Raw genomic sequence first — 25,523 nt, forward strand, 5'->3', positions numbered from 1 at the left:
CCACATCACAACTTCTTCTAGAAACATACACTGATAGCATACTCTCCTCCTAATTCAAAAGAGAGCAACCGTGGCTTTATGTCCTCACACCCTGTATCAACATAGCCTAAGCCTGGTTCTGTTGGAATGGAAAAAGAATAAAGCGGCATCTTCAGGCCCGCACCCATATATTTCACAAAGCTTTCCTTACCTGTCCAGATCCTGAAAAACTCTCTTTCTGCTACACTTTGATTGATACTATGAATGTAGTGCTGCTCACATAAACTAAAGTGCCTGGAAATATTCCTATAGTCTATGGTTCGTATTCTTTCTATGTCTACTCCAATTGGGGAACGTGACATCCCAATCAACATCCAATCACCCGAGTAGGAAATGTTGAAGTGAACCCCTACTTTTTCGTCAACGAATTTTTTCCCGTATTTATCTTCTTCTATCTTTATTTCCCTTGGATTCATATTCACTTTTCGGGAGATGAGGAATCGAGTTATATCATGTGATAAAACAGATAAGGTTGACCGCTTGCTTAGGCTTAGGCAAGTGCTTGTTATATGGCTTTCGAATGTGGAGGTATTAAATATGTAAAGCTCAATCATTAGCTGCCCCTCGTTTATTGTTCGGTTATAATGATTGGACAAATTTCACTATCTCTTCAAAGCGGAACCCTAAATTTTCTTCAATCAATGAATTCCATTCCTCGACGTTTTCAAAGGAAACGTCATCATACATAGTCGGTACATTCTTACTGTCGACCATGAAGCAGTTTTCGTTTGCCTCAAGAGAAAGGATAGGTAATGTAGGGATATATGCAGCCTGTTTTTCAATGCCTAATATGACCGATTGCGATAAATGCACGCCGTCTACAATAAGATCTTCTTTCTCGACATCTCCCGCTGGATATCTATATCGTAAACAATAGCTTTCATATCCCTTCAAGATTTGGTCTTCGTTAGAAGCCCCCATAGGGTATAGCTTTAACTTAGGGTTATCGGAATATGGTTGAAACAACCCGTATAATTTCCTTTTACTGATTTCTCCACCGAAGAGATGATTCGCATGCGTTGCAGAAAGGTGGACTCCCAGGAACTCAGAAAGCTGATCAACTAAACGACTGATTTTTGATGATAACGTTTGATAATGAGCTTCATAAGATGGATAGTTATGGGACTCCTCCATGATTGGAACTAGTATTAAGCCTTCCACCTTGAATTTCTTGGCAAACATGGCCACCACCAGTATTTCCCATAGGAATGATAATGGTAGTTGGTCATACTCTCCATTACTTTTGTAGATACATACCCCACCTATGACGCGTTTAACAGATTCTTGGGGCAGATTATACCCCCCAACAGCGATTTGGGTCAGGGATTCCAGCTTCTCTTCCCACTCCCTGGACAAAGGAAGGATCCCCTGTTCCAGCCAGGCACTTGGGTTCCCCTCTTTTAGTTCCATGGCTTTCCTAGCACCAGGTGGATATTCTCTTGTTAATGGACTCATTCAACCTTCACCTCTATTAATCGATTCATACAATCGCTCTATTCCTATACCAAAGCAGCAAGAGACTCCTTCTACCTTCTTCTTCGCAGAAAAGTGCTCTCCGTGTTTGTTTGCTGAAGCAATGGATACTTTGTTGCCTCCACTTCCTACTATCCATTCTTCTTTTTCATATTTTTGAATAAAGGAATCATCCGCTTTGGTCCATTCCCCTTCTGTATATCTACTTAAAAAGGTGGTTAGAAGCTCTTTCACCTCTATGTATTTAGTGGCTGTATATTCCTTAGAACCCGTGATGATCACTTCAGCCACTTCGAATGATTCCATTCTTGTTTGCTTATTCAAGTTTCGCAAGGGCTCCAACCGATGTACGCGATTAAAGCCAAAATAAATATTGTCTGTATAATTTTCCACCTCATCAAAAAATGGAAGACATGCAGCATGGACGAGAGTCCCTTCTTTATGTCCAGAATCGACATTTTGCGGATGAAAAAATGAATCCTGCACCAGTGAAGGCAGCCACAAACTTGTATAGTCTAATTGGCTAAGAGTATCTTCTATTTCTTTTTTCAGGCTTGCCAGTTGTTTTGCTCCTTCTCCACAAACAAAGAGAGCGCCAGATTTGGTTGATTTAATATCTATCAATATAGTCGACCTCTTTTTCTATTTTTGTCATTACTTGACTGTAATTCTGAATGTTTGCCGGAATTCCTAATAAAATTTCATTTTCAGTTAGTTTAAATGCAATGTTTCGATCAAACTGAAATTCTATCCACATCCTAAATTCGATTAAATCTTTGTCGGTTCTGACTACATACCAGTGTCTTACCAAATCTTGTTGAGTAGATTCATTTACTGTAGAAAGTAAATCCCTGACCGTTCTAAAGGATGAAGGTGGTAAATGTGTCAGCTGAATATGGACCCCTTGATCCATTTCAATAAATGTTATCAGTTCTAACAGTTGAAGAGAATTGATCAATTCGCCATATAGAATATCGTCATGGCTCACTTTTTTGTGACTTTTCTCTTCCAACCATTCCAATACAGCCTCTGATAAGCTTTTCGTTTTCAAGAAGTCACCCCATTTAAGGACTACATAAGAAAAAGCAGAGCTCCATATAGAATCTCTATCATTCTATTCAGTTACCCTGCTTATATTTAGTCGTTTATTTTGTTAGAAGTTCACACACTTTTACTGCACAACGTGCCGAGTCTTCTTCACTCATTTGAGTTCCGACTACAAACACTCTGTCCCAAAGTTCTTTTTCAGACTTTAATAACGCTTCTTCTTCCTCTCCCCACCAATTCTCTTTCTCCATCCATGTCTTAACCCAAGGGGTTTCGATCAGGGACGGATAAACCCATGCTGGAACACCTTCCATATTAAGGGCTTCCACTAACCAATCTCTGTCATCCTTCGTCCAATTCTCAGGCAATATCACCGCTGTATCGAACCATACCACTTCACAATCCAAGTGTTTGTGAGGCTCTGCCACTTCAATTCCTGCTTCTTTCAATATACTTGAGAAGCGATTGGCCGATTTATTTCGCAGAATGATCTTTTCTTGCATGACATCCAACGACGCATGCCCCAGAACCGCTTCCATTTCTCCACCTCTGAAGTTATAACCTGGTGTAACGGACCAAACATTATCACTTTTCCCATGGTGGCCGATGGTTCGCATTCTCGTTCCGATTTCAGGATCATCGTAAACATTCATTCCGCCTTGTCCCGCTCCGAACAGCTTCCTATTTGATCCTGCAAAGGTTGACACATCTCCCCTGAATCCCACATAGGTACCGTCCAGTTTACTTCCTAATGCCTGGCTTGCATCTTCTAGTAAATATTTTGCCTGTGTCTTTTCCATAATATGGTCAATATCAACTACATTCCCAAAGAAATGAGTGATAAGGGCAACTTTGATGTCTTCTGGGATTGTATAGCCTTCCGGATAATGACTCATCAGGGTTTTTCTGTCTGTAGGAATGAATACCGGCCGCGTCTTGGAATGATATACGGCATTAAGGGAAGAGATGAAGCCTGAAGAACTTATTGCCACTTTATCCCCTTCATTCAAATCCAATGCTCTTAATCCGGTCACTAATGCCGCACTGCCGGAGTTATGAAAAAACGCACCGTTCTTTCCAATTACATTAGCAAAACGTTCTTCTAATTTCTTGGCTACTGGTCCTCCCCCCCAATAAGACGTTCTACCACTTCTTACGATATCAGCTACTTTGTCTGCAGCATCGGTGCATATCCCTGTATCTTCATAGGGTAATGGAATAGGATCCTTCCCACTATTGATAACTAGATCCATGTTTTCTTTTACTTCATTTGGCTGCTTTATATCTTTTACTTCATTAAGCTGCTTTATCATTTATCTGTCCCCAATCCATACGTTTAGTTTTATTAATATATAACAGTGCTGTTGCTAGATTTATCAATCCTATAGTCGCAGTGGTGATATTTAATGAAGTCACATCCAATAAAAATCCGATCATCAGATAGGACAACCCCAGACTAACACTTCCAATCATGGAACCAACGGACATGATGCTTGCCCTTGTAAGTGACGGTATTTTACTATGAATAAAATTCACGTTCAGAACATTTGAAATATACGGGAATATCACAATAGCTACAAACGAGATATAATAGTAGAAACTAAGGTCAAAAATATTTAATATAAGCACGAAAGACGTACCTAACATGGTAGACACAATGACTTTTCTGGAAGAGAATTTATTGGCCAATTTCGGAGCGATAAAATAACTGAACCCTGAAAAGAGTCTCCCTCCCATAAAGACAAGTGAAATCACAAACACATTCAGCCCTAACATATGGAAGAATTGCTGTGAAAACATGAAATACGACATACAAGTTGCTTCGAATGCCCCAAGAAGGATGAATACCAGAAGAATTTTACGCCCCTCATAACTTTTAAAATATTGAGAGGTTTCGCTAATAATATTCTTCTTCTGAGAAATCACTTTCTTAGTTAGCGTGTCTATACTTTCAGTTTCATTAACTGATAGCTCTTTGATGGATAAGAAGAATACGATAGATCCCAGGATCGCGATTGAACTCAAGCCATAAACAAGATTCCAGGATACCCCCTGAATGGCACCTCCAACAATGGAAGCAATCGCCAACGAAATATAGGACAGGGCTAAAGAGTTGCTCATCGTTTTCAGAAACTGCTCTTCTTCATCCATCTTCTTCAGATTATCGTAGAGAAGTGATTGATCTGACCCGGAAATAAAAGACATCCCCAACCCTTCCAAGAAGAAAAGAATCGCCAAGACCCAAAAATGTTCAAACATTATAAATCCTAAGGATGAAAGTGTTAATAAGGTTAGTCCGGTCACAACACTGAATTTCCGACCAAACCGATCACCTAAGATCCCTGTAGGAACTTCACTTAAAAACATCCCGCCCAGGAGACTCATTTGTAAAATAGCGATCTCGGAATTATCCAACCCTCTTTGGGTGGTTAGGAATAACATGAAAATCCCTTTTTGGAACACTAGATTAGATAAGAAGTAATATGAATTGTATTTAAATACTAACGATTTCATATAACCTTCCCTTCTAATGTAAAGAAGTGACGATTGATGGTTATGCCTAAGTTTTGTACAGTGAAGACCGTGAAATAGTATCCTTGAGCAGGAATATCATTTCTAAATTCAAACTCTAATTCCACTTCAAACGCTTCTTTACTCTTATTCTTAAATCTCTTCAAGGTCGGCTCACCAATCAGATGCTCTTTAATATAATTGGGTACGAACCACCCAACCATGATTTCTCCCTCTTCTTCCGGAGTAATGGTGCATACCCCTTTGATCCGCTCCCCTACTTTAAAGTCTGGAGTTACATCGACGGCGATTTTTGGCCCACCAGCCATTCCAATGCTTTTATCCCCACATCGGAAGCAGAATTCCATTTTCAGATCAAAGGTTTGGGAGCTATGTCCTTTGTAGAAATATGACAATCCTTCCTGTCCACAATTACATAGATGGGGATGGATCGTTTCAACATCTACCTTTGAACGATATACGTTGTATCCATCGAATTCCATGATAGGGTCATCTGGATCTTCCATAATCGTATTGGCGATAATATCATTAAGAGCTTGAATTTTCTGTTTCCAATTATTTTCTATTTGACGCTTCTCTTTGGCATCGAGACCATACTGCCCCCTCAATACATACTGATTACCTTTATTAATGAAATTAGGCAATAATTTCTTCAATGAATGATTTTCATCTATGAAATCGTTCGTATAATATTTTTGGGCTCTTTCTAACGTTCTGATAATCCGATTACTGGGCTCAATGATGTCAATATCGATTGTGTCTTTCGTAACCGGTAATCCAACTTCAATCATACTTGGGAACGGCTGCATATAATCCAGGGAATCGTTTATGATTCTGGCAGGGTTCCAATTAGGATTGGTGAAATCGACTAACCTTTTCAACTCCAATAAATCGGAGTCCTGAATCGTTACCGCAGCTGTAATATTCTGGGCAGGGCTGTCTATCGCATTCAACAATAAATTGAACTTATCATCGTACAGCGCCATATCGGCGAATGGTCCATTATTACAAGAGGCCATGATCACATTCGCTGCCTTTACTCTGTTTAGTGGGATCAGTTTCTGATCATCTTTAAAGCACGATTGCTCACAATACCCGCATCTTGGAAAGATATTGTGTTTGTTTACTACCTCATCATTTCTCCCACAGATGGTATAATCCTCAAAGTTGATATTGTCCTCTTTCCCGTGTCCGTGAAGAATCAGCTTACTCCAATTGTTTTCCAAAAGCTCTAATTGCATATCGTGCTTCTTGACTATAGCTTTGTCGTAAATCAATAACTCTTCAGCAATATTGATCATTTCGGTTTTTAAGCTTTGATTGATTTTCCTGTGAGTTAAAAGGCCATTATCCATGCCCTTTGATTCTTTCAGAAATTGCTTGGCACACAACCAGGATAGGGAACTTGTATCTCTTCCAATGAGGTAAGAAACCTGTATTTTTTCCTGATAACATTTAAATATGAATCTTTTAAGATTGTCGTATTTAAAATCCTTATACAATCCCATAACCACAACGGATTTTTTTTCGAGGTCTAAATCAATCAGGTCTTTAAGTTCATACCAGTTATCAGCGAAGCTGCTTTCGAGTGATGAAAACATCTCGATATCTTCATGAGGAGATAATCGAATTCCCACATCTACTTTGTTAGGGTTTTTTCTTTCATCATATAGGGATCGGGATAAACGAATGCTTTCCTCAAGATCATTCCGACCCTTTACGAATACTGGAATAACCGTTGGATCGGCCTCCCCTACAAACTCTTCCATTGCTTGCATATATGTCTGTTCGTCTGTATATGTTTCCAGTAGTTCTGATTTCAGTAATTCCACAGCAATACCCCTTTTCTATAACTTTCTCATTTCTGTGCCCATAGAGTATCCGCATTTTCTCTCTCTTTCTTCTACAACAGGAGATCAATACATAAATTCAAATTCTTTTTTACCTTCGGATAGCATGTCACTGCACCCGGAAGCCGTGGACGAACAGCCGTGACATATCGATGGTCCATTATGATAAAAATAGTTCGCTACTTCTTGTGTCTTATCATCCGTTAAGCTAAATTCTTCCATTGAATCAAACGAGCGATAATATTTTTTGGACAACCCTCTATGAGGTAATAGACTACACACGTATAAGTTCCTATTTTTTGCATCATAATACCTAACCAAATTCACCATGTGGCACTTACCTGTGGCCCGCGGAGGTAGCGAATGTTCAAAGTAATTCGTCTGCTCTTCCTCCGTATTACCACACCAATATTTACCGAATGGGACGAGTCTCCCCTCACTTTCCCCGTTTACATACACTTTTTCGAGGATATCATTTACTTCATCAATCCCATCTTCATAGATGATTCTCTCGTCTAGTTTCAGGGCGGATAGCTCCCAATAATTAACCCCTGCTTCTGTGAAAATGGACTGTAATTCAGGCATGGATTTATAGTTATGGGGACCACAAACCGTGTTAACGCGTGTCTGCACACCAAGTTTCTTTGCCTTTTCCAATCCTTTTAATGCCCTCTCGAACAGCCTAGGTAAAAGTCTGATATCATTGTGCTTTTGATCCACTTCATCTAAGCTTACAATCACTTGATTTAGACCATTCTTACTTAATTCATCAATTTTTTTCTCAAGGAGAAATCCATTGGTTATAAGAGAGGTTTTCAAACCATTTTCATTAGCAATCCTTACAAAATCCACAAGATTGTTGTGGAGAAGGGTTTCTCCCCCTGTAAATCTCACATATTCCACGCCAGCTTTTTTGGCCTCTTCTATGATCTTCTGATACTCTTCCAGACTCAGTCTGTATGAGTCACCCGACTTGGCAAAACCACAAAACCAGCATCCGGCATTACATGATTCCAGTATCCGAATGAATAAATACTTAATGTTCATATTGATATCCCCTTTCCTTTTTGAGCAGTATATTCACCATTTGCTCTTGTCCAAGAGGCTCGATCGATTGTTTTTCATATGGGACTGCTGTATCGGCTACGTATTTAACCATCTTTCTTAATTCTTGATCATATTCTTCAAGAATTTTCGCTATCCGTTCATTGACCATTGGAACAGCGATTGACTCAGGCAATTCTTTAGATATAGCAAATGAATCATTAAAGTCTTCGAGCTTCATCGTCTTACTATCAGGATTGAGGGCAGAGTATTTTTCACTTAGTAACACCTGACTATAATTCGATGGTAGTAAGTATCCCATCCTCTTCCCCAGGATCCTTCCTTCCAATGTGGCTGTAATCCCTGGAGTCGTTAACACAAGTCTAGATTTACTCATCAACTCAATAAATTCATCATGAGGAAGGCACTTGAAATAAATATTCGAATATTCAATAAATTCAACCTGCAACTCTGCTGCTAAATAAGTGTTCGTTGTGAACACGATTCTTTCGAATTTATCATGATACTCTTCCAAAATGATCTTAGTAAGGGATTTAGAGTACCGGCTGAAAAAATCAGGACTTGTAAAGGGGTTGCACATTCCCGAATAGTTCACTAGCATCCAGTCTTCTTCTTCGCAATGTGTAGCATTTATGATCGTTATTGGATTTATTATGTATGTGTCTACTATTTCTTTGTTTATATTCTTTTGGTCCAACAAGAAGTCTTGAATATAATATTCACTCACATTCTCAATCCCTTTTGGAAGCTCATCCCACATCCAATTCAGACTATCCACCAAAATCATGCGGGGAAATTCCTTTTTCCAATGTGGTAAAACATCCATTTCCATTACATTCACTACATAATCGTACTCTTTGATTGCCTCAGCAAGTGTAGCGATTCCATCTTGGGACTCCCATTCATACACATGATCTACAGGGCTATTATTTAGTATGAAATCCCTGGACACTCCTGAACCGAAGAAATCTATAGTGGACTGTGGAGATTTCTTCCTCAACGCTTTGATAATGTAGTTGGTTTTTGAAACAGGGCCAAATCCAAAATTGGTCGTAATGAATGCTAATTTCATGCTTCCACCAGTTGAACTTGATCGGAAATCTCAATTTCCTTTTTCAATTGTGGATATATCACTTCTTCCCAAATGTCCTTACTTGGGAAATCCTCTTCACACCTGTACTTTATTGTTTTCACATTCGTTAACTTATCCAGCCCTTCTAACAGAGGAGACTTAATGCCAAATTTCTCATTAATGAGTAGCACGATGTTTTTATTTAGTGCACTTGCCCATCCAACTTCAACATATACTCCGTAACTTTGGTTAGGAATGGCAATAAAGACATCCGTATCAAGCATCTCTTTATGGTCTAACCAAGTACATTCCTCGCCTGAAAGTAATTCCTCTCCCCATTTCTCCCTTTCTATTGCACAGAATACATTCGTATCATCCTTTCGCAAGAAATCAATGATGTACTGTAAATTACTTTTATTTTGGTTAGTGAACGCATTATTCTGATCTAACAAGCAAGTGATGGGTGTGCCAAGAAAAATTTTCAATGTATTTCCCCCTATAAATATGTAGATTAGTTCAAAACAAATGAATTATTACTTTATGCTTATCGAAATGGATTAAATTAACTTTTCAATTCAATTGAATGCATAGCACCAGGATCATCTTCAGACGCCACCTCAACATGTTGATTGAGATTTTTCAACTCATAACCAGATACAGTTGTCAAAATTACCATTAAACACAGTAGTGCTTTTTTCAATTTAATTCCCCCTAAACTTAGTATAGTTGTATGTTAGCAAAGTTTAATTTGGAAAGTATTCCTCATTTAATCTGTTATAATATAATTAACCAGCAAAAAATGCTCATAATCTTCTTAATTTTCCGACCTGTATAAATATAGTTATATGTGTAAATAGGAGTGGGTACATTTGGTCAACTATTTAGGTGATAGAATCAAAGAATTGAGGGAAAAATACGCATTATCTCAGAAGGACATATCAAAAAACATATGTTCTCAAGCTTTTATTAGCAAGATTGAAAAAGGGAATGTTTTTCCCTCAGCAGACATCTTAATAAAATTAGCAGATCGATTATGTATCGATATATCATTTTTACTAGATACATCAAACACACCTAGACATGAATATACTGTAGAAACCTTTTCACAGATCAGGGAAGCTGTAAGCAAGAGGGATTATAAGTTGGTACGGGAAATAATAAAGTCAGAAAAAGACAATAAACTTTTTTCAGATAATAAGTTACAACAGTTCTTCGTATGGCACGAAGCTATCTGTAGTTATTATGAGGACAAAAATTTTTCGAGATCCCTTACATACTTAGATCAGGCATTAAATTTAACCTCGCTTGATCGAAAAATCCATTCCGAGAGAGAAATTGAAATTTTAATAAGTAAAGGGAATATTTTAACTGATAATAAAAAAATCAGTGAAGCTATGATCGTTTATAAAGACGCATTAGAATATCTTGCCTACCTTTCGAATATCCAGAATAAATTTGTCCCCATCCGTCTTTATTATAATTACTCTAGAGCATTAAGAGATAATGAAGACTTTCTGGAGTCAATCAAGGCTTGCCAAAAGGGGATTCGCTTAACTGAAAAACACAGTCTTCTTTATCTAAAGGGGGACTTATATTTCCAAATGGGCTTAAATTATAAACTTCTAAATGATTACCAAAATTCTTCAGAAAATTTTAATCGTTCTCGTATGATATATCAGTTGGAATCAAATGAAAGGTTGTTAAACCTGGTCGATTTACACTTAAAAGAACTAGAGGCTTCGTCTAAAATGAAGTGATTTATATTTTCGAGCCCACCGTATTATCCTTTAATGGATTAATTAAGCATCACCCATTAAAAAATTGAGAGAGCCAAGGTCCCCCTTGGCTCTCTCATCAATATTACCTGCTCTCCAACGGCTCCACATTCCCCAACTTAAGAACCGGAGAACCCTGCTCAGGACACGCCCACAACACAGCATTCCTGATCACCTGCTGTATATCCTTGTTATAATACGTCGGATACGTCTCATGCCCCGGTCTAAAGTAAAAGATCTTCCCTCTTCCGCGCCGGTATGTACAGCCGCTTCTGAACACTTCTCCTCCCGAGAACCAGCTGATGAAGATGAGTTCGTCAGGCTTCGGGATGCCAAACCGTTCGCCGTACATTTCTTCTTTCTCGAGTTCGATGACTTCTGGTATGCCGTTCACGATGGGATGACCTTCCTGCACGACCCACAGTCTTTCTGTGTCATCGGCTTCCCTCCACTTGAGTTCTCCCGTCCTGGTACCCATCAGTACCTTGAAGACCTTCGAATTATGGGCTGAATGCAGTGGAATGAATCCCATTCCATCAAGGATGCGTTCTTTTACTTTCTCTACAATGTGGTCGCTTACTTCATCATGGGCGATATGTCCCCACCAGATCAGTACATCGGTTTCGTTGAGGATTTCGTCTGTCAATCCGTGCTCTGCTTCATCAAGCGTGGCCGTCTTCACCCTGAACTCTTCCTGCAGGAAACCAGCAAGAGCCTGATGGATGCCGGCAGGATAGATCTCCTGTACAGCCGGATTCGTTTGTTCGTGTCGATATTCATTCCAAATTGTCACGTTGATCATTGTCATTCCTCCATTTTTTCAAGTTCTTTTACGACTACTTCTTTTCGTAATGTATTGGATAAGAGAACGGAATCAATCACCCGCTGGACGACATAGCCGTCTCTGAATGTCGGCCTGTCCCTACCTTTTTTATCGAGAATGGCGTCCACCCATTTCCATATTTCGTTTCTATTCGTTAGACGCCATGGGCGAAAACGTTCTTCAGAAGGCTCGGCCGCATCGTTCCACAGCACACTGTTTTCCACTTTAATTTCCTGCCAAGGACCTTTTAATGGTGCATACCTGAGTCTTATCCCTAGTTCACTTGATAGAAGCTGCAACGCTCCTTTCTCTCCTTTGAACGTCAGCTCGATTGTCTGGTTCCGATTTCCCTGGGTTGAAACCCAGCTTGTATAAAAGGATCCCTGGACTCCTGACGGAAACGAAACATGGAAGAAGGCAGAATCAGCAGCGCGATCCTTATCTACTGATTCACTGAACCTTTCCAGCCTGCCGTCCTCCAGACATGATAGGGAAGCGGAAACGTGCTCTATTTCTTCTCCAAGGATATAGTGGACTGCATCGATGAGATGGGAACCCAGGTCAGCGAGCACACCGCCCCTTCCTCCCGATGAATGCGTGCTGCGCCAACCCGGTGGACCTGATAACCCGTAATCACCCGAATACTCGAACTTTCCTTCATACACCTTACCTATTAATCCATCCTCTATCAGTTCTTTTAACCGGAGGACGGCAGGGTTCTCCCGATACGTGAAATTCACTCCATGGGTGATGCTGTTTCGTTCTGCCGTTTCCCACATCGCTTTTGCCTCTCTGGTATCCATAGCTAATGGTTTTTCACACATAACATGAATACGTTTTTCTGCAGCCAGTAAGGCAAGATCATGATGACTGGAGTTGGGGGTCACGATGCAAACGCCGTCGATGTCTTCTTCCAGCATTTCCTCGTAGGACCGGTAGCTGGATGGGATGCCGTATTTGGCAGCAAGCCTTTCTGCATTTGTTCCATTTTGACTGCAGATCGCTTCCAGGATGACGGAGGGATGACGCTTTAGAATTGGGAGATACCACAAATCCGCAAATGAACCGGAACCGGCGACGCCAATCTTTACTTTTTGATTACTCATAAACGTCTCCTTTCTATTCGTCTATGTTTACGGACTGACCTTTTTCGGCTGATTCGATAATTCGCTCCAGCACTTTTTGATTCTGATAGCCATCATGGAAGTCAGGGATTTCTTTGTGCCCCTGGCCGGTCACTATAGCGATGAAATCTTCGAGCTGCTGACGCCTGTAGCCCGGAGGAATCTCCATGGTCTCTTTCGTTGTTTGAAGGTCATTACCATCAACCAAACTGAGCAGGACTTCATCCGGTTTTTCACAATTGACGTGTATCGTCCCAATATCCCCGTACAATGTCACTTCATGCTGATTCCCGGAACCAATTGCGTTCCTGGTCGTCAGGAACGCCCCTACCACATCATGCTCCAGCACAGCATGGAAGCTTACATAATCGTCCACTTTCACTTTGTGCATATTACAGCTTGCCGGGTTCCTGCGTTCCGGGACAAAGGTTCTCATTAACGCAGATACTGATTTGAATTCCCCGACAAGGAACCTGGCGCTGTCGATCATGTGTGCACCGAGATCACCCAATGCTCCCGTCCCGGTAATCGCCTTATTGAACCTCCATAAATATGGGACATCAAAGATCGGTGAGCCGAACGATTGAAGATAGCGGACTTCCAAATGACGGAGGGTACCGATTTTGTTTTCCTCCAGCAGCTTCTTAGCATATCTGAAGGCCGGTATATAACGGTAAGAAAACCCGACCATGCACGGAATCGGTGTCTTCTCATACAGTTCCGCCAGAAATTCCGCTTCCTTGAAATTCAAGGTGAATGGCTTTTCTGCCATGATGGGTTTCTGATGACGGATGCACAACTCCAATACTTTCGCATGCAAATCATTCGGCACAATCGAAATCACGGCATCCACAGTCGGATACTGGATGAGCGCTTCCATCTTGTTGAATCGCTTCTCTTCTCCAATCCCCTCTTCCTCTCCCACTTTATTTAGGAGTTCATCGTTCACATCGCACAACGCGCTTAATTGGAGTTGATCCAACTCGGAAATCATCCTCCGGTGGGCATCCGCCATCCCTCCGAGTCCGATCAGTCCTACCTTGATCACTTTATTGACTGTCATATCTGTTCCCCCTTTGCTTCTACTTCCTATTTTATAGACAACAGCTCTTCAGAAGAATAGGTAGAATGAAAGCGCTTAATTTATGACACTCATTCATGTATATAAAACACTTTCTCACAGAAAAAAGCAGCACGCCGGCTGCTTTTTCTGAGTTGTTAGTTTAATTTATACACTCTCGCTTCATAAGGCTTTAATTTCCCATTTTCCACGAGATGATTATCATCATTTTCATAATTACCAATCAGCAAAGATGAAGATTCAAAGTGAAGATCTTCAGGCAAGGTAAAGGCTGCTTCTTCCCACGTAAAGTTACACAGGATGATCAGCTTATTTTCCCCGAGCGTCCGGGTATAGGCATAAATTTGCTCATGGTCATCAAGGATAAGGTCATACGTGCCATAAACGATGATGTCATGTTCCTTACGAAGGATGTTCAATTCCTTGTAGTAATAATAAATGGATGAGGAATCTTTCAACGCGTTTTCTGCATTGATTTCCTTATAGTTCGGATTGACCTTCAGCCACGGCGTACCGGTTGTAAACCCGGCATGTTCACTGTCATCCCATTGCATTGGCGTCCTTGCATTATCCCTCCCTTTTCGATAGATGTCTTCCATGATCGTGTTGTGGTCTTCTCCGCCCTCCGTCACTTTTTCACGGTACATATTGTGAATCTCAATATCGTTGTACTCTTCAAGGGAGTCGAATGCAACGTTCGTCATCCCAAGCTCTTCCCCTTGATAGATGTAAGGAGTTCCCTGCAGCATATGAAGGAACGTAGCAAGCATCTTGGCAGATTCAACGCGGTATTCCTTATCGTCCCCGAACCTCGAGACCATCCTTGGCTGATCATGATTATTGAGATAAAGACTGTTCCAGCCCCTGCCTTCAAGGTCTTTCTGCCATTTGCTCATCACCTGCTTCAGATCGGCCAGTGACCAGTCCTTCACATCCCATTTACCGCCCGGACCGGAATCCAGGTCCATGTGTTCGAATGTGAAGATCATGTTAAGCTCCGTACCCTCTTCATTGGCATATCGGGCGGCATCCTCAGGGGACGCCCCTGGACATTCGCCGACTGTCATCATGTCATATTTCGAGAGTACTTCCCTGTTCATTTCTTGCAGATACTCATGTACACGGGGGCCGTTCATGAAGTACTCTCCGCCCCAGTCGTATTTCTTTCCGCCTGGTGTACTCGGGAGGCCGTCCTCTTTGGAGATGAGGTTGATGACATCCATCCGGAATCCGTCGACCCCTTTATCCAGCCACCATTTCATCATGTCATAGATTTCAGTTCTCAGTACAGGGTTTTCCCAGTTGAGGTCCGGCTGTTTTTTACTGAAAAGGTGGAGAAAATATTCATCCGTGGCCTCATCATACTCCCAGGCCGATCCACTAAAGAAAGACGTCCAGTTGTTTGGTTCATTTCCGTCCTGGCCGGGACGCCAGATGTAATAATCCCTGTAACGGTTGTCTTTCGATTTCCGGGATTCGATGAACCATGCATGTTCATCAGATGAATGGTTGACCACAAGATCCATCATCAGCTTCATTCCTCTGCTGTGAAGACCCCCCAATAACTCTTCCCAGTCTTCCATCGTCCCGAACTCGTCCATGATCGCTTTGTAATCGCTGATATCATAGCCATTATCATCATTGGGAGATTCATAGACGGGGGACAGCCAGATGACACCGACTCCCAGTTCTTTTAAGTAATCCAGCTTGCTTATGATTCCTTGTAAATCACCGATCCCGTCTCCGTTACTGTCTTTGAAGCTTCTCGGATAAATTTGATAGACGACGCTTTCTTTCCACCATTTTTTCTCCATTTCCCTCTTCCTTTCTATGATGAGAGCTGACGGTCTATATCAGCTGCCGCTTTCTTTAGTCCTTCTTCTACACTTATTTCACCAATGAAAATGTTCCTGAAGGTATTTGTCAGGATCGTGTTGATTTCTTCCCATTGTGGCACCGGCGGCCTTAAGAAGGCTTCATCGATGCTTTCGATATAACTTTTATAGTAAGGATACTCTTCTGCAATATTGGATATTTCCACCCGTTTATTCGTTGGGAGCAGGCCTGCTTTTAACAGAAGGCTTTGAGGCTCTTCGGTTGTCATCCATTTGACGAACCTCCAGGATGCCTCCAGATGTTTCGTTCCTTTCGTGATGACCGCATTTTCTCCTCCGAGGATGGAACGCTCTTCTCCATTACTCGGAAACACGCCTGAAACCGTTTCTTGATTGACAAGAGCCAAGTCATTTTCTGACCTTACACTGTAGAACCATGGCCCTTCATCAATCATGAAATAATCCCCTGAACTGACATTCTGCCACGTCTCCGCATATCCACTGAGTACCTCGGGGGGAATAAATCCGTTTTGGTACAGCCCCACCAACTCTTTAAGGGCTGAAATGCTCTCGTGGCTATCCAGATAACCGCTTGCCTTCGTATAATCCCCGTTCATCACCTTCCCCCCCAATCCGTAAAAATAGGGGAGGCTGTTCCAGGGAGAAACGTCACTGATTCCGATTTTCAGATTGTTTTCCTTTACGATCCCAATCAATTCATCCATCGTTTCAGGAAGATGATCCAGGCCGAGTTTTTCCACTGCTTCTTTGTTGTAAATAGCAGCTTTCACATTCGTGTTCAGGGGTAAACCGTAATAATTCTTTCCGAACCGATTCGACTCAAGGGGATTCTGAAGGAATCTTGTCTTGACCAAATCAAAGTCATCAAATTCACTTATTGGATAGAGTAAGTCCAGGTGGACAAACTTGGGAATCCATGTAATATCCATTCTGACGACATCGGGGGTCCGATTGACAGATGCCCGTGAAATAAGCGCTGACATCAGCTGCTTGCTATGAGGCTGCCTGACGGATTTGACATCGATTTGCGGATATTTCTCTTCAAATAGTGGAATGATCTCATTCTCAAAGATTCTGGTTTCTTCGTCGCTGTAAGTGTGCCAGATCTCTATTTCTTCTACACTGTTATCATCAGATAATTTCACTTTTTTCGAATGGTCGATGATATGTTGATTTCCGCAAGCGTTCAATACAAGCAATAGGATAAGTATGATGGTTGTCCGGAATCGAATCATGTGAGCATTCCCTTTCCCTATCTATTTATGATGCTCTGACCTGTAATCCCCCGGGGAGAAGCCGGTGACTTTCTTGAATAATTTACTGAAGTATTTCACATCATTAAAGCCTGATTCACCGGCTACTTCATACACCTTTAATGAAGTGTGGCTAAGAAGTTCTTTTGCTTTGTTGATTCTGAGCCTTATAACGTAATCGATGAAATTGATATCCATGAATCGTTTGAATAAAATGCTAAAATAATTCCGGCTGATATGGATATGATCTGCGACGTGCTGAAGAGTCATCTCTTGTGTAAAGTGGTCATGGATATACGAGAGGGCCTTATCCAACAGCTCATTATCCGTATGCGGATGCTTACTTTCCGATTCAAGAAAGAGGTCACATTCTCTCTTGGCATCATGGAAAAGTGTGATCAATTCCTCCAATGTCTCAGAAGATTCCAAGTTCGACATATAGTCCATTAATACACTTACTTCTACCTTGTTCCAATAAAGTGCCTTCAGAATATCCCCAGCTTCTTTCTTGACATTGCCGGGGTGCATGCCCTCTTCCTTCCAGTGTGTAAACCTTGCTTCAAAGAACTTCTCCAGTGATTCTTTCTTAAGAATTTGAGCTTTAATTTCCTCAAGACTCAGGGGCTCCTGAATCATTTTTTCTCCTTTTTCATATGGAAAGATCTCGGTCTCACTTTGGAAGAAGTACTGCTCACCTGCCAAAGAGGCATCGTGGTATCCATCGACTAGTTTCCCTGGATCTGAAACGGTTGCATAGCTAAACACCAGTTTCAGCGAAGACTCCTTTTCAATCCTTTGCTTTAACTTTTTAACGACTTCCCGCGGTTCTTCCTTATTTCCCATGAAGAAAATCAGTTCATTTTCACCTATCGGAAAGCAATAACCGGATTCAGTCTCTCTATAAAATCGCTCTTGAATTTCATCGACAATCAAATTTTTATAAAGGAAACCAAATTCATCTTCGAGTCGATCGAGTTCCTTTATGCTCCCAAGCAGTAGAAGCTGGGGCATGTGAAGAGATTCAATCCTTTGTTCACAATCCTGGTATGGCATTTTTCGCAGAAGGATCCTCTTGATCGATTGTTCCGTCCTCCGCCTGTCGTTGATCTTATTAGTCTGTTCCGCCTGATCAAGCTTCTCTGTCACTTTTTCCTCCTCGAGGATTTTGTCGATACATTTATGGATGGTCCTTGAGAATTGATCGGGTTCAAGTGTCTGTTTCAATATATAATCGACCGCCCCGTGTGTAAGGCCTTCCCTGACATATTCGAATTCGTTGTAGCTGCTGACCAGGACCACCTTTAGTTTCGGGTTCATTTGAAGGGCTTTCTTCATCAACGTAATGCCATCCATAACAGGCATCTTAATATCGGTTATGAGAATATCCACATGGTCGGTTCTTTCCATTGCGTCTAACGCTTGTTTTCCATTTGAAAAGTCACCGATCAAGTGAAGATTCTTACCCTCCCAGTCGATGGAGGATTTCAGGCCAAAGCGGATGATCGGTTCATCATCCACAATCATCACGTTATACATCTTGATCACCCCCGGTTTTCGTCATCAATACAAGTTTCACAACGGTCCCGTCCCCGCTGCTGATTTCAAACTTCGAATCCGGACCGAAATAAAGTCTGATGGAATCGGCCACATGACTTAATCCGATGCCTACGTATGAGTTGTCGCCAACTGAAGACCTTTGAACTCGTTGTAACATATCCTGCTCAACACCCACTCCGTCATCCCTGATTTCAATTTGAATTCCTCCGGGGATATTCTTACCCGTGATCCACACTGTCCCTTCCGTTCCTGTTGGTACGATCCCGTGAAAGATTGAATTCTCCACGATCGGCTGCAGAAGCATCCGCGGAATCTCCCAGTCTTCCACGCCCTCTTCAAAGTCCGTCACCAAGTGGAACTTCTGCTCATACCTGATTTGCAGGATGACCATGAATTGTTCAACCAATTCCACTTCTTCCTTTATCGAGATAAAGGTCCCGGTCTTCCCCATATTTCCTTCCAGGAGTTTCGATAATGCAGTAAGAGCAGTGTTTGCTCTCTCCGTTTCTTTGAACTGGACGAGCCAGCGTATCGTGCTCAATGTGTTAAAAAGGAAGTGAGGATTGATTCTGTGCTTGATGGCCCGAAGGACGGCTTCCTGCTTCTGATGCTGTTCTTCCTTCACTTGCTCGAGTAAATCTTCCACCCGATTGATCATATGGTTGAATTCGGAGCTCATCCTTCCGATTTCATCCTTCGAATCCACACTCGTACGCACCTTTAAGTTCCCCTCGCCGACAAGCTTCATTTGCTCCGTCAAGATCTTAACCGGATCGGTCACTTTCTTCGCGATGAAACTCCCGACGAGAATCGCCAATATTCCGAAAATGATGGATGCACCAATGATGATTTTCTGAATCGAAATGAGTTCGCCTGTGATTTCAGAAGTTGGCACCCTTCCAACAATCAACCAGCCGTTTCCGATTGGTTCCGTTACACCATAATAAGGGATATCATCCTCTTCGAATTCGAATTCCCGTTTATCAGAAAGGATATACTTCCGCATTTCCTTATTTAGGACCGGTTTATGCAAAGTCTCTAAATCGTTATCGATCACCACTTCAGCTTGCTTATTCACAACAAAGAAGTGGCCGGTCTTCCCAAGCTTGATTTGACTAATTTTATCCAATACAGCCTTTCCGTCCAGGCTTATCTGGATATAGGCAATGTTCTCCATCGTATCAAAGTCTTTCAACACCCTTGTGATGGGCAGGACAAGATCCGTGTTTTCCCCGGCCCCGCTAAACCGGTCATACTGAAGTCCGCCCCACACCAGCTCCCCATCTCTTCGAACTGCTTCCTCGGCCCAGTCCATTCTATCAATATTCACTTTGGAGAGCTTATAAGGGGAAAATGTCCCGCTCCCCCAGCTCATCCCGTCTTCCTTCAATACGTAAATGATCCTCACGAATGAGCTCGTATAAATATTTGAATTCAAATAAGATGTCATATATTCTTGATTTTCTTCGGTGGCCGAGGAGCGATTGTCCAAGTCATCCTTCACGATCTCCTGTATTCTTTCATTACTGTAGATGAGATCTGACATATCACTTCCATTGGAGAAGATAAAAGACAGGGATTCCGCTGCCTGTCTCGCAATCTGTCTTGACGATTCCCTTACATTTTCTTTTACGACGTCAGAGGCAGATTGGTAGAAGAACACGCTATTAAAGACCGTAGGGATTAAGCAAACGACTAATATGGTGAGAATGACCTTGGCAGCCAGCCGTTTCTGTAGAAGCTGTCTCATTTGCTAATCCCTCTTTCACTTATTCTTGTTATCTATCATATCTCTCCTTCTTAACCGGAGCAATAGGTCCTATTTATAGTCGATCACGACCATGTCCCAATACTTTAGGGAAGGGACGGTGAACGTAATCGAGTCCCCTTTTTGCTTAAAATCAATCTCCAGAGGGGAACCCTGGTAGGCATCAGGTGTTGCCACCCAGATCTTATCTACCTTCCCCCCAGCCTTCACTTCCACTTCGATATTCTTTTCCCCCTCAGGTTCAGGCTGTGACCCTTGATTATCCCGCCATTCCAGCGAAGAAGCATCAGTGAAATTAATCAGATGAATAAGCTCTTTATCCTCTTTCTTTTTGGCAAATGACCAGATGGAGCCGAGCTTCGGCTGATCGGAGATGGTAAGATCCCCTTCTATCTTCACTTCTTTTTCCGCTTCCACTCCGCCATCACGAAGAAGATTCTGATAGGCTACTTGGAAGTCATAGTATCTTGTCAATTCGGTTTTCAGTTCATCACTCATGCTTAATTTCTTATGAGGGAAATATTCTTTCGAAAGCATATTTTCTCCAAGTTCCAAGTGAGACCCTCCAGAAGCGAAAATGACCGCATTCGTAATCAAAACACCGGGCGTATTGAATTCTCCCATGGAGTCAGATAAATCATAGTTCATGTAGGCAGCCAGAACAGTATTCAGCTTTCCTTTACTGTACTTACTATTCTGATCAATGACACCTTTAAGACTTGAATACGTATTATGGGCATCCCAAAGCTCCGAATAGAGGAAGCTCACCGGTGCCTGGGAAGCGATATACCCTTGTGCATACTGGGAAACGGCATTCATGACCAGGTCGACGCCCAGTTCCTTTTTCGCTTCATTCAAAAATGGCACATACGTAGTCGAAAGGTCTACCGTCTTTCCTTCACCATTCCAAAGTACGCCCCGATCACCGAGCTGATCGACGTGCCATCCGTCAAAATCCAAATGATTAAACACTTGTTTTTCTTCCTTTATGATGAAATCCTGCCACCCATTATTGGAAGGATCCATCAGGTAAATATCACTCGCCCAATTATCGGGAAGGGGATGGTGATCCTGCTCTTCGGCATCCGGATCCTTGAATAGTCCCCACTCTTTTTTTACTCCCTCACTCTCAGCATTTTCATAGCTGCCGAAAAGGAGATTATAATTCATCGCCTTCATATTTTTTTCATGGGCAAGGGCAATGTAGCGTTCGATTGTATCCCGTGATACTTCCCTGTTGGCAATATCCGGCCAGGTTTCCGCAAGTTCACCATCTTCAAGCTTCAGGGGCTTCTCATGTTTGTACTGCCAGTCGTAAAATTGAAGCCCATTGATGTGGAATCGATTTAAATTGTCGATCAATTCTTCCTGCTGATCAGCTTCCATTTCGTAAAAATCGGCAAGGTACCCGTACCTCGGAAACTTGGCCCAATCGGAGGATACATCAACACCTATGTTCTGGTGATCAATGACCTCATCTCCTTGTTTTACATACACTTCTACCATATACCCTTTAAAATCATCTTCTTCGGGTTTCCATGACCACGATATGTCTTGATCTTTCAGATCGAATTCTTCCTCTTTCACTGTTTTTGCCAAGTGTTTATACTGAACCTGTATTTTTCCTTCTTTTACTTTTTTGTTCAGTGATAACGAAAGCTTCACAGATTCCCCCGGTGCATAGGCGGCTTGATCTGTGCTCAGTTCATCCACCCATTTCCCCTGTTGAATCGTCTCCGCTTGAAAAACAGGTTCAGAATTTGAATTCACACAACCGAAAAGCATCGCTGCTGTAAGTGACATGCTTGCCAGAACGGCCAGGCTTCTCTTTTTCCCCATTACTCTCACCCTATTCCTCTTATATGAGTTATCCTTTGACCGCTCCTTCTGAATGTCCGCTCTGTACAAACTTCTTCTGGAAGATGATATAAATAATGATCACTGGCAGAATCGCAATCAAGGAAGCCGCAAATATCCAAGACCAGTTACTCGCATATTTGCCCTGGAACATCATAAGCGCAATCGGCAATGTTCTCATCGCTTCATCCTTGATGATCGTCAACGCAACGAAATATTCATCCCATGTCCCCGAGAATGAGAAAATGGCCATTGTACCGAGGGCAGGCTTTGAAAGAGGCAGATAGATCCTTCTGAAAATGGTCCAGTTTCCCCCTCCATCCATCAAAATGGATTCTTCCAATTCCTTCGGTACGGTCTCAAAAAACCCTCTCAGGAAGAAAGTAGAACCGACCACACCACCGCCAATATACAATAACCACAAGCCCCAGTAAGTGTTAACAAGTCCAAGGTTCTTAATGACGGTAAATTGAGGAACGATGGCAAGCACAAGAGGAATCATCATCGTGAATAAAAAGATCCTGAATAACAGTTCTTTGCCTGGAAACGTAAACCGGACAAAGGCATAAGCTGTCAACGCTCCAAGAAAAACACTTCCCACCGTGGCCACACCTGCTACCAGCAAGCTGTTTAAGAAATAACGAAAGAAGTTATTCTTGTTCCAGACAATTTCATAGTTTTCAAAATTAGGGACTGCCGTGAACACTTCCTGTGGCTTCGGAAGTGAGTATGCCCCGTTAATGAATGTCGTCATCACCATATAGATGAAAGGTGTGATAAAGACGACGACCCCCAAAATGAGAAACAGATAAACTACCAATTTACTAAAAAAGTTCCCATTCATACGTTTACCCTCCTCTTCTATCTACATGAATTTCTGATTGCTCAATTTCTTCTGTTGCGTGAATGTAATCAGGAAGATCGTCAGACCCATCATCACACCCAGCGCTGAAGAATACCCAAAGTTAAAGTTACTGAACGCCTGTTTGTAAATCATGCTTTGGAGCACTTCTGTCTGCCCCATCGGTCCGCCGTTCGTGATGAAATACACCTGCGGGAAAAAGTTAAAGGCACCCATGATTAAATTAATGATGACAAATGCCGTAATCGGACGAAGCATCGGTATCGTGACAAACCTGAAAGCCTTTATTCCGCTTGCCCCGTCGATTGCTGCCGCTTCATAAAGATTCTTCGGAATTCCTTGGAGGGCTGCTAAATAGATGACCACTGTCCACCCCACTGTTTTCCAGATGTGGAATAGCCAGATGACGATCATCGCTGTCCACTGATTCTGCAGCCAGCTGATCGGCTCATCCACGATTCCGAGATGGACGAGGGCAAAGTTGATCAACCCGTTATCCCCATCTGCAAACAAATAACGGAAAAGGAATGCAACGACAATCCATGACGTGATAATCGGAAGATAATACAACGTCCTGAACGTAATCTTGTACTTAACAAATTGAATATTGATCAACACAGCAAAAAGCAGTCCTAAAAACCAGTTGATCGGCACCGTCACGACTGTATTGAGAAATGTATTCCTGACGGCGTACGCAAAAGCCGGGTCCGAAAAAGCCTTTTTATAATTCTCCAACCCGACAAAAGGACTTTCCGCACCTGGAATGATGTTATAGTCTTGAAAGCTCATGACAATCCCCTTTATCAGAGGATAAATGACAAATATAGTTGCCCCTGCAAGCCCAATGAGCAGAAACGGCGAGACTTCCAACCACTGCTTTGCCCCTTTTCTGAACCGCTCGGAAAATGGTTTTTTTGTAGAAAGAATAATATCACTGTCATTATTATTAAGTTTCGGTTCCACCTTGCTCCCTCCTTATGTCCTTATTAATGAAAGAAGATACTGCACCAGATCGGTGAGTATCTTCTCTTGTCGAAATTACTGTTGAAGAATAGCGTCCGCTTTCTTCGCTGCATCATCCATTGCTTCTTTCGCTTTCATTTCTCCGCGCATCACTTTCTCGAAGTCCAAGTTAATGACCGCTTCAATTTCAGACCATTCAGCAATCGGAGTACGTGGCAGCGCTGTTTCAAGCTGCTTTACGTATTTCTCGACAATCGGATTCTCAATCACGCTTGGATCATTCGCAGCGCTCTTATTCGTAGGAATCAACCCCGCTTCTGCCATCAGTTTCTGAGGCTCTTCCGTCAACATCCATTTCGCAAACGTCCATGCTTCTTTAGGATGCTCGGAACCTGCAAATGTAACAAGGTTCTCACCGCCGATAACAGAACGGCTTCCACCAGGACCTTCAGGAATCAAACCACTCACAGTCTCTTCTTCCGGATTGAACTTACTTCCTTCTTCATTCCCAAGAATACTGTAGAACCAAGGGCCGTCATCCAGCATGAGATATTGATCTTCTTTCATACCATCCCAAGCGCCCGGTTCTCCGCCTAGAATCGTAGGTGAAAGAAGCCCGTCCTTCTGCCAATTTGCCATTTCTTCAACCGCAGCAATGCTTTCTTTACTATTTAAATAGCCATCGAACTTTGTATAATCATCATTGGTCATCTTACCGCCAAGACTCCAGAAATACGGAAGGAATCCCCAAGCGTTACTGCCTCCGATGCCAATTCCGCCTTTAGCGCCTGCATCGACCGCTTTCTTCGCTGCATCCTTCAACTCATCCATCGTTTTCGGAGCATCTTTGTAGCCTGCTTTTTCAAGTAAGTCTTTATTATAGATTGCTATTTTCGTATTCGTATTTACCGGTACTCCATAGTACTTACCGTCATAGATATTCGTAGCCATTGGAGCTTCAAAGACACTGTTCTTTACTTCCTCGAACCCGTCCATACCGCTTACTTCCTGAAGGGCGCCCATCTTGGCAAACTCAGAAACCCACACAATATCCATACGCATCAAATCAGGTGCTTCCCCACCGGAAACCCCGGCAATCACCTGCTGTTTCAATCCTTCATAAGGCATCCTCGTAAGCTTCAACTCAATATCAGGATGTTCTTTTTCAAACAATGGTTTGATCTTCTCATTAAGAATGACTTCTTCCTGATCACTATACGTATGCCAATAATCCAACACGACCTTATCACCACTGCTCTCAGATCCAGTCTCACTCGATCCCCCACTGCAGCCTCCAGCAAATAACATCGTGGATATAGCTGCACCTGTCATAAACTTCTTCCAAGCCTTCATATCCTTAACCCCTCCCTTTTCTATAACTACATTTTCCATGAAAGCGCTTCATCATAAAACCGCTTACATTTTTGTGATGGTGTTATATATTTGATTGTTTTAGGAGGTGGGATCGTTGTGGAAATAAAAAAAGTGTCATATGTCTCTGATTTAGAGAGATATGACACTTTTTT

Annotated in this window: 23 protein-coding genes; 1 reads left to right on the forward strand and 22 read right to left on the reverse strand. The window is 42.1% G+C overall.

Annotated elements, in window-relative coordinates:
- Positions 1 to 17 precede the first annotated feature (17 nt).
- The 11 genes from ACSQ2E_RS18755 to ACSQ2E_RS18805 form a co-directional block, all read right to left on the reverse strand.
- Positions 18 to 593: a 4'-phosphopantetheinyl transferase family protein gene (locus ACSQ2E_RS18755; protein ID WP_435993043.1), complete on the reverse strand. Its 576-nt coding sequence runs from the start codon at positions 591 to 593 to the stop codon at positions 18 to 20.
- Between the two features lie 25 nt (positions 594 to 618).
- The gene (locus ACSQ2E_RS18760; RefSeq protein ID WP_435993045.1) at positions 619 to 1,494 is read right to left on the reverse strand and encodes a hypothetical protein; all 876 of its coding nucleotides are present in this window, start codon (positions 1,492 to 1,494) and stop codon (positions 619 to 621) included.
- Complete coding sequence (locus ACSQ2E_RS18765; protein ID WP_435993047.1) at positions 1,495 to 2,136, reverse strand: hypothetical protein; 642 nt, start codon at positions 2,134 to 2,136, stop codon at positions 1,495 to 1,497.
- Positions 2,123 to 2,563 (reverse strand): hypothetical protein, encoded by a 441-nt coding sequence (locus tag ACSQ2E_RS18770; protein ID WP_435993049.1) that lies wholly within the window; start codon positions 2,561 to 2,563, stop codon positions 2,123 to 2,125. The genes ACSQ2E_RS18765 and ACSQ2E_RS18770 overlap by 14 nt, the downstream gene beginning before the upstream one ends.
- A 94-nt stretch (positions 2,564 to 2,657) precedes the next feature.
- Positions 2,658 to 3,872 carry a DegT/DnrJ/EryC1/StrS family aminotransferase gene (locus ACSQ2E_RS18775; RefSeq protein WP_435993051.1) on the reverse strand — a complete coding sequence of 405 codons (1,215 nt, stop codon included), beginning with the start codon at positions 3,870 to 3,872 and terminating at the stop codon, positions 2,658 to 2,660.
- Positions 3,856 to 5,073 (reverse strand): MFS transporter, encoded by a 1,218-nt coding sequence (locus ACSQ2E_RS18780; protein ID WP_435993053.1) that lies wholly within the window; start codon positions 5,071 to 5,073, stop codon positions 3,856 to 3,858. Before ACSQ2E_RS18780 ends, ACSQ2E_RS18775 begins: the two co-directional genes overlap by 17 nt.
- Complete coding sequence (locus ACSQ2E_RS18785) at positions 5,070 to 6,923, reverse strand: hypothetical protein (protein WP_435993055.1); 1,854 nt, start codon at positions 6,921 to 6,923, stop codon at positions 5,070 to 5,072. The genes ACSQ2E_RS18780 and ACSQ2E_RS18785 overlap by 4 nt, the downstream gene beginning before the upstream one ends.
- A gap of 84 nt (positions 6,924 to 7,007) precedes the next feature.
- Positions 7,008 to 7,988: a radical SAM protein gene (locus tag ACSQ2E_RS18790; protein WP_435993057.1), complete on the reverse strand. Its 981-nt coding sequence runs from the start codon at positions 7,986 to 7,988 to the stop codon at positions 7,008 to 7,010.
- A complete protein-coding gene (locus ACSQ2E_RS18795) occupies positions 7,978 to 9,078 on the reverse strand; it encodes a hypothetical protein (protein WP_435993059.1) in 1,101 nt (366 codons plus the stop codon). Before ACSQ2E_RS18795 ends, ACSQ2E_RS18790 begins: the two co-directional genes overlap by 11 nt.
- A complete protein-coding gene (locus tag ACSQ2E_RS18800) occupies positions 9,075 to 9,563 on the reverse strand; it encodes a hypothetical protein (RefSeq protein WP_034761703.1) in 489 nt (162 codons plus the stop codon). The genes ACSQ2E_RS18795 and ACSQ2E_RS18800 overlap by 4 nt, the downstream gene beginning before the upstream one ends.
- A 77-nt stretch (positions 9,564 to 9,640) precedes the next feature.
- Positions 9,641 to 9,778: a hypothetical protein gene (locus ACSQ2E_RS18805; RefSeq protein WP_435993062.1), complete on the reverse strand. Its 138-nt coding sequence runs from the start codon at positions 9,776 to 9,778 to the stop codon at positions 9,641 to 9,643.
- 169 nt (positions 9,779 to 9,947) lie between these two features.
- Here ACSQ2E_RS18805 and ACSQ2E_RS18810 point away from each other — a divergent pair, with 169 nt between their 5' ends.
- Positions 9,948 to 10,835 carry a helix-turn-helix domain-containing protein gene (locus ACSQ2E_RS18810; protein ID WP_435993063.1) on the forward strand — a complete coding sequence of 296 codons (888 nt, stop codon included), beginning with the start codon at positions 9,948 to 9,950 and terminating at the stop codon, positions 10,833 to 10,835.
- Between the two features lie 103 nt (positions 10,836 to 10,938).
- Here ACSQ2E_RS18810 and ACSQ2E_RS18815 read toward each other — a convergent pair whose 3' ends face one another.
- The 11 genes from ACSQ2E_RS18815 to ACSQ2E_RS18865 all read right to left on the reverse strand — a co-directional run bounded on the left by ACSQ2E_RS18815 (position 10,939) and on the right by ACSQ2E_RS18865 (position 25,350).
- Positions 10,939 to 11,655, reverse strand: coding sequence for a ThuA domain-containing protein (locus ACSQ2E_RS18815; RefSeq protein WP_435993065.1), 717 nt, complete (start codon positions 11,653 to 11,655; stop codon positions 10,939 to 10,941).
- Positions 11,656 to 11,657: 2 nt separating this feature from the next.
- Positions 11,658 to 12,782 carry a Gfo/Idh/MocA family protein gene (locus tag ACSQ2E_RS18820; RefSeq protein ID WP_435993067.1) on the reverse strand — a complete coding sequence of 375 codons (1,125 nt, stop codon included), beginning with the start codon at positions 12,780 to 12,782 and terminating at the stop codon, positions 11,658 to 11,660.
- 13 nt (positions 12,783 to 12,795) lie between these two features.
- Positions 12,796 to 13,863, reverse strand: coding sequence for a Gfo/Idh/MocA family protein (locus tag ACSQ2E_RS18825; protein ID WP_435993069.1), 1,068 nt, complete (start codon positions 13,861 to 13,863; stop codon positions 12,796 to 12,798).
- Between the two features lie 155 nt (positions 13,864 to 14,018).
- A complete protein-coding gene (locus ACSQ2E_RS18830) occupies positions 14,019 to 15,695 on the reverse strand; it encodes a glycoside hydrolase family 13 protein (protein WP_435993071.1) in 1,677 nt (558 codons plus the stop codon).
- 14 nt (positions 15,696 to 15,709) lie between these two features.
- On the reverse strand, positions 15,710 to 16,972 hold the full coding sequence (locus ACSQ2E_RS18835; RefSeq protein ID WP_435993073.1) for an extracellular solute-binding protein: 1,263 nt from the start codon (positions 16,970 to 16,972) through the stop codon (positions 15,710 to 15,712).
- Between the two features lie 21 nt (positions 16,973 to 16,993).
- Complete coding sequence (locus tag ACSQ2E_RS18840; RefSeq protein WP_435993075.1) at positions 16,994 to 18,526, reverse strand: response regulator transcription factor; 1,533 nt, start codon at positions 18,524 to 18,526, stop codon at positions 16,994 to 16,996.
- Entirely contained in the window at positions 18,519 to 20,297 is a 1,779-nt protein-coding gene (locus ACSQ2E_RS18845; RefSeq protein WP_435993077.1) for a cache domain-containing sensor histidine kinase, read from the reverse strand. Before ACSQ2E_RS18845 ends, ACSQ2E_RS18840 begins: the two co-directional genes overlap by 8 nt.
- A gap of 69 nt (positions 20,298 to 20,366) precedes the next feature.
- The gene (locus ACSQ2E_RS18850; RefSeq protein ID WP_435993079.1) at positions 20,367 to 22,154 is read right to left on the reverse strand and encodes a glycoside hydrolase family 66 protein; all 1,788 of its coding nucleotides are present in this window, start codon (positions 22,152 to 22,154) and stop codon (positions 20,367 to 20,369) included.
- Positions 22,155 to 22,182: 28 nt separating this feature from the next.
- Positions 22,183 to 23,016, reverse strand: a complete 834-nt coding sequence (locus ACSQ2E_RS18855) for a carbohydrate ABC transporter permease (protein WP_034761677.1) — start codon at positions 23,014 to 23,016, stop codon at positions 22,183 to 22,185.
- Positions 23,017 to 23,037: 21 nt separating this feature from the next.
- Positions 23,038 to 23,997: a carbohydrate ABC transporter permease gene (locus ACSQ2E_RS18860; protein WP_435993081.1), complete on the reverse strand. Its 960-nt coding sequence runs from the start codon at positions 23,995 to 23,997 to the stop codon at positions 23,038 to 23,040.
- Positions 23,998 to 24,072: 75 nt separating this feature from the next.
- Positions 24,073 to 25,350, reverse strand: a complete 1,278-nt coding sequence (locus ACSQ2E_RS18865) for an extracellular solute-binding protein (RefSeq protein ID WP_435993083.1) — start codon at positions 25,348 to 25,350, stop codon at positions 24,073 to 24,075.
- Between the last annotated feature and the right edge of the window lie 173 nt (positions 25,351 to 25,523).

The sequence above is a fragment of the Rossellomorea sp. LjRoot5 genome (genome assembly GCF_964253455.1).
GTDB lineage: Bacteria > Bacillota > Bacilli > Bacillales > Bacillaceae_B > Rossellomorea.

Bases quoted from the DNA above. Each gene is read 5' to 3' on its own strand.
- ACSQ2E_RS18820 (WP_435993067.1), bottom strand. From the start codon at position 12,782: ATGAGTAATCAAAAAGTAAAGATTGGCGTCGCCGGTTCCGGTTCATTT.
- ACSQ2E_RS18755 (WP_435993043.1), bottom strand. From the start codon at position 593: ATGATTGAGCTTTACATATTTAATACCTCCACATTCGAAAGCCATATA.
- ACSQ2E_RS18855 (WP_034761677.1), bottom strand. From the start codon at position 23,016: ATGAATGGGAACTTTTTTAGTAAATTGGTAGTTTATCTGTTTCTCATT.
- ACSQ2E_RS18845 (WP_435993077.1), bottom strand. From the start codon at position 20,297: ATGAGACAGCTTCTACAGAAACGGCTGGCTGCCAAGGTCATTCTCACC.
- ACSQ2E_RS18840 (WP_435993075.1), bottom strand. From the start codon at position 18,526: ATGTATAACGTGATGATTGTGGATGATGAACCGATCATCCGCTTTGGC.
- ACSQ2E_RS18760 (WP_435993045.1), bottom strand. From the start codon at position 1,494: ATGAGTCCATTAACAAGAGAATATCCACCTGGTGCTAGGAAAGCCATG.
- ACSQ2E_RS18790 (WP_435993057.1), bottom strand. From the start codon at position 7,988: ATGAACATTAAGTATTTATTCATTCGGATACTGGAATCATGTAATGCC.
- ACSQ2E_RS18775 (WP_435993051.1), bottom strand. From the start codon at position 3,872: ATGATAAAGCAGCTTAATGAAGTAAAAGATATAAAGCAGCCAAATGAA.
- ACSQ2E_RS18815 (WP_435993065.1), bottom strand. From the start codon at position 11,655: ATGATCAACGTGACAATTTGGAATGAATATCGACACGAACAAACGAAT.
- ACSQ2E_RS18835 (WP_435993073.1), bottom strand. From the start codon at position 16,972: ATGATTCGATTCCGGACAACCATCATACTTATCCTATTGCTTGTATTG.
- ACSQ2E_RS18795 (WP_435993059.1), bottom strand. From the start codon at position 9,078: ATGAAATTAGCATTCATTACGACCAATTTTGGATTTGGCCCTGTTTCA.
- ACSQ2E_RS18780 (WP_435993053.1), bottom strand. From the start codon at position 5,073: ATGAAATCGTTAGTATTTAAATACAATTCATATTACTTCTTATCTAAT.
- ACSQ2E_RS18830 (WP_435993071.1), bottom strand. From the start codon at position 15,695: ATGGAGAAAAAATGGTGGAAAGAAAGCGTCGTCTATCAAATTTATCCG.
- ACSQ2E_RS18850 (WP_435993079.1), bottom strand. From the start codon at position 22,154: ATGGGGAAAAAGAGAAGCCTGGCCGTTCTGGCAAGCATGTCACTTACA.
- ACSQ2E_RS18825 (WP_435993069.1), bottom strand. From the start codon at position 13,863: ATGACAGTCAATAAAGTGATCAAGGTAGGACTGATCGGACTCGGAGGG.
- ACSQ2E_RS18865 (WP_435993083.1), bottom strand. From the start codon at position 25,350: ATGAAGGCTTGGAAGAAGTTTATGACAGGTGCAGCTATATCCACGATG.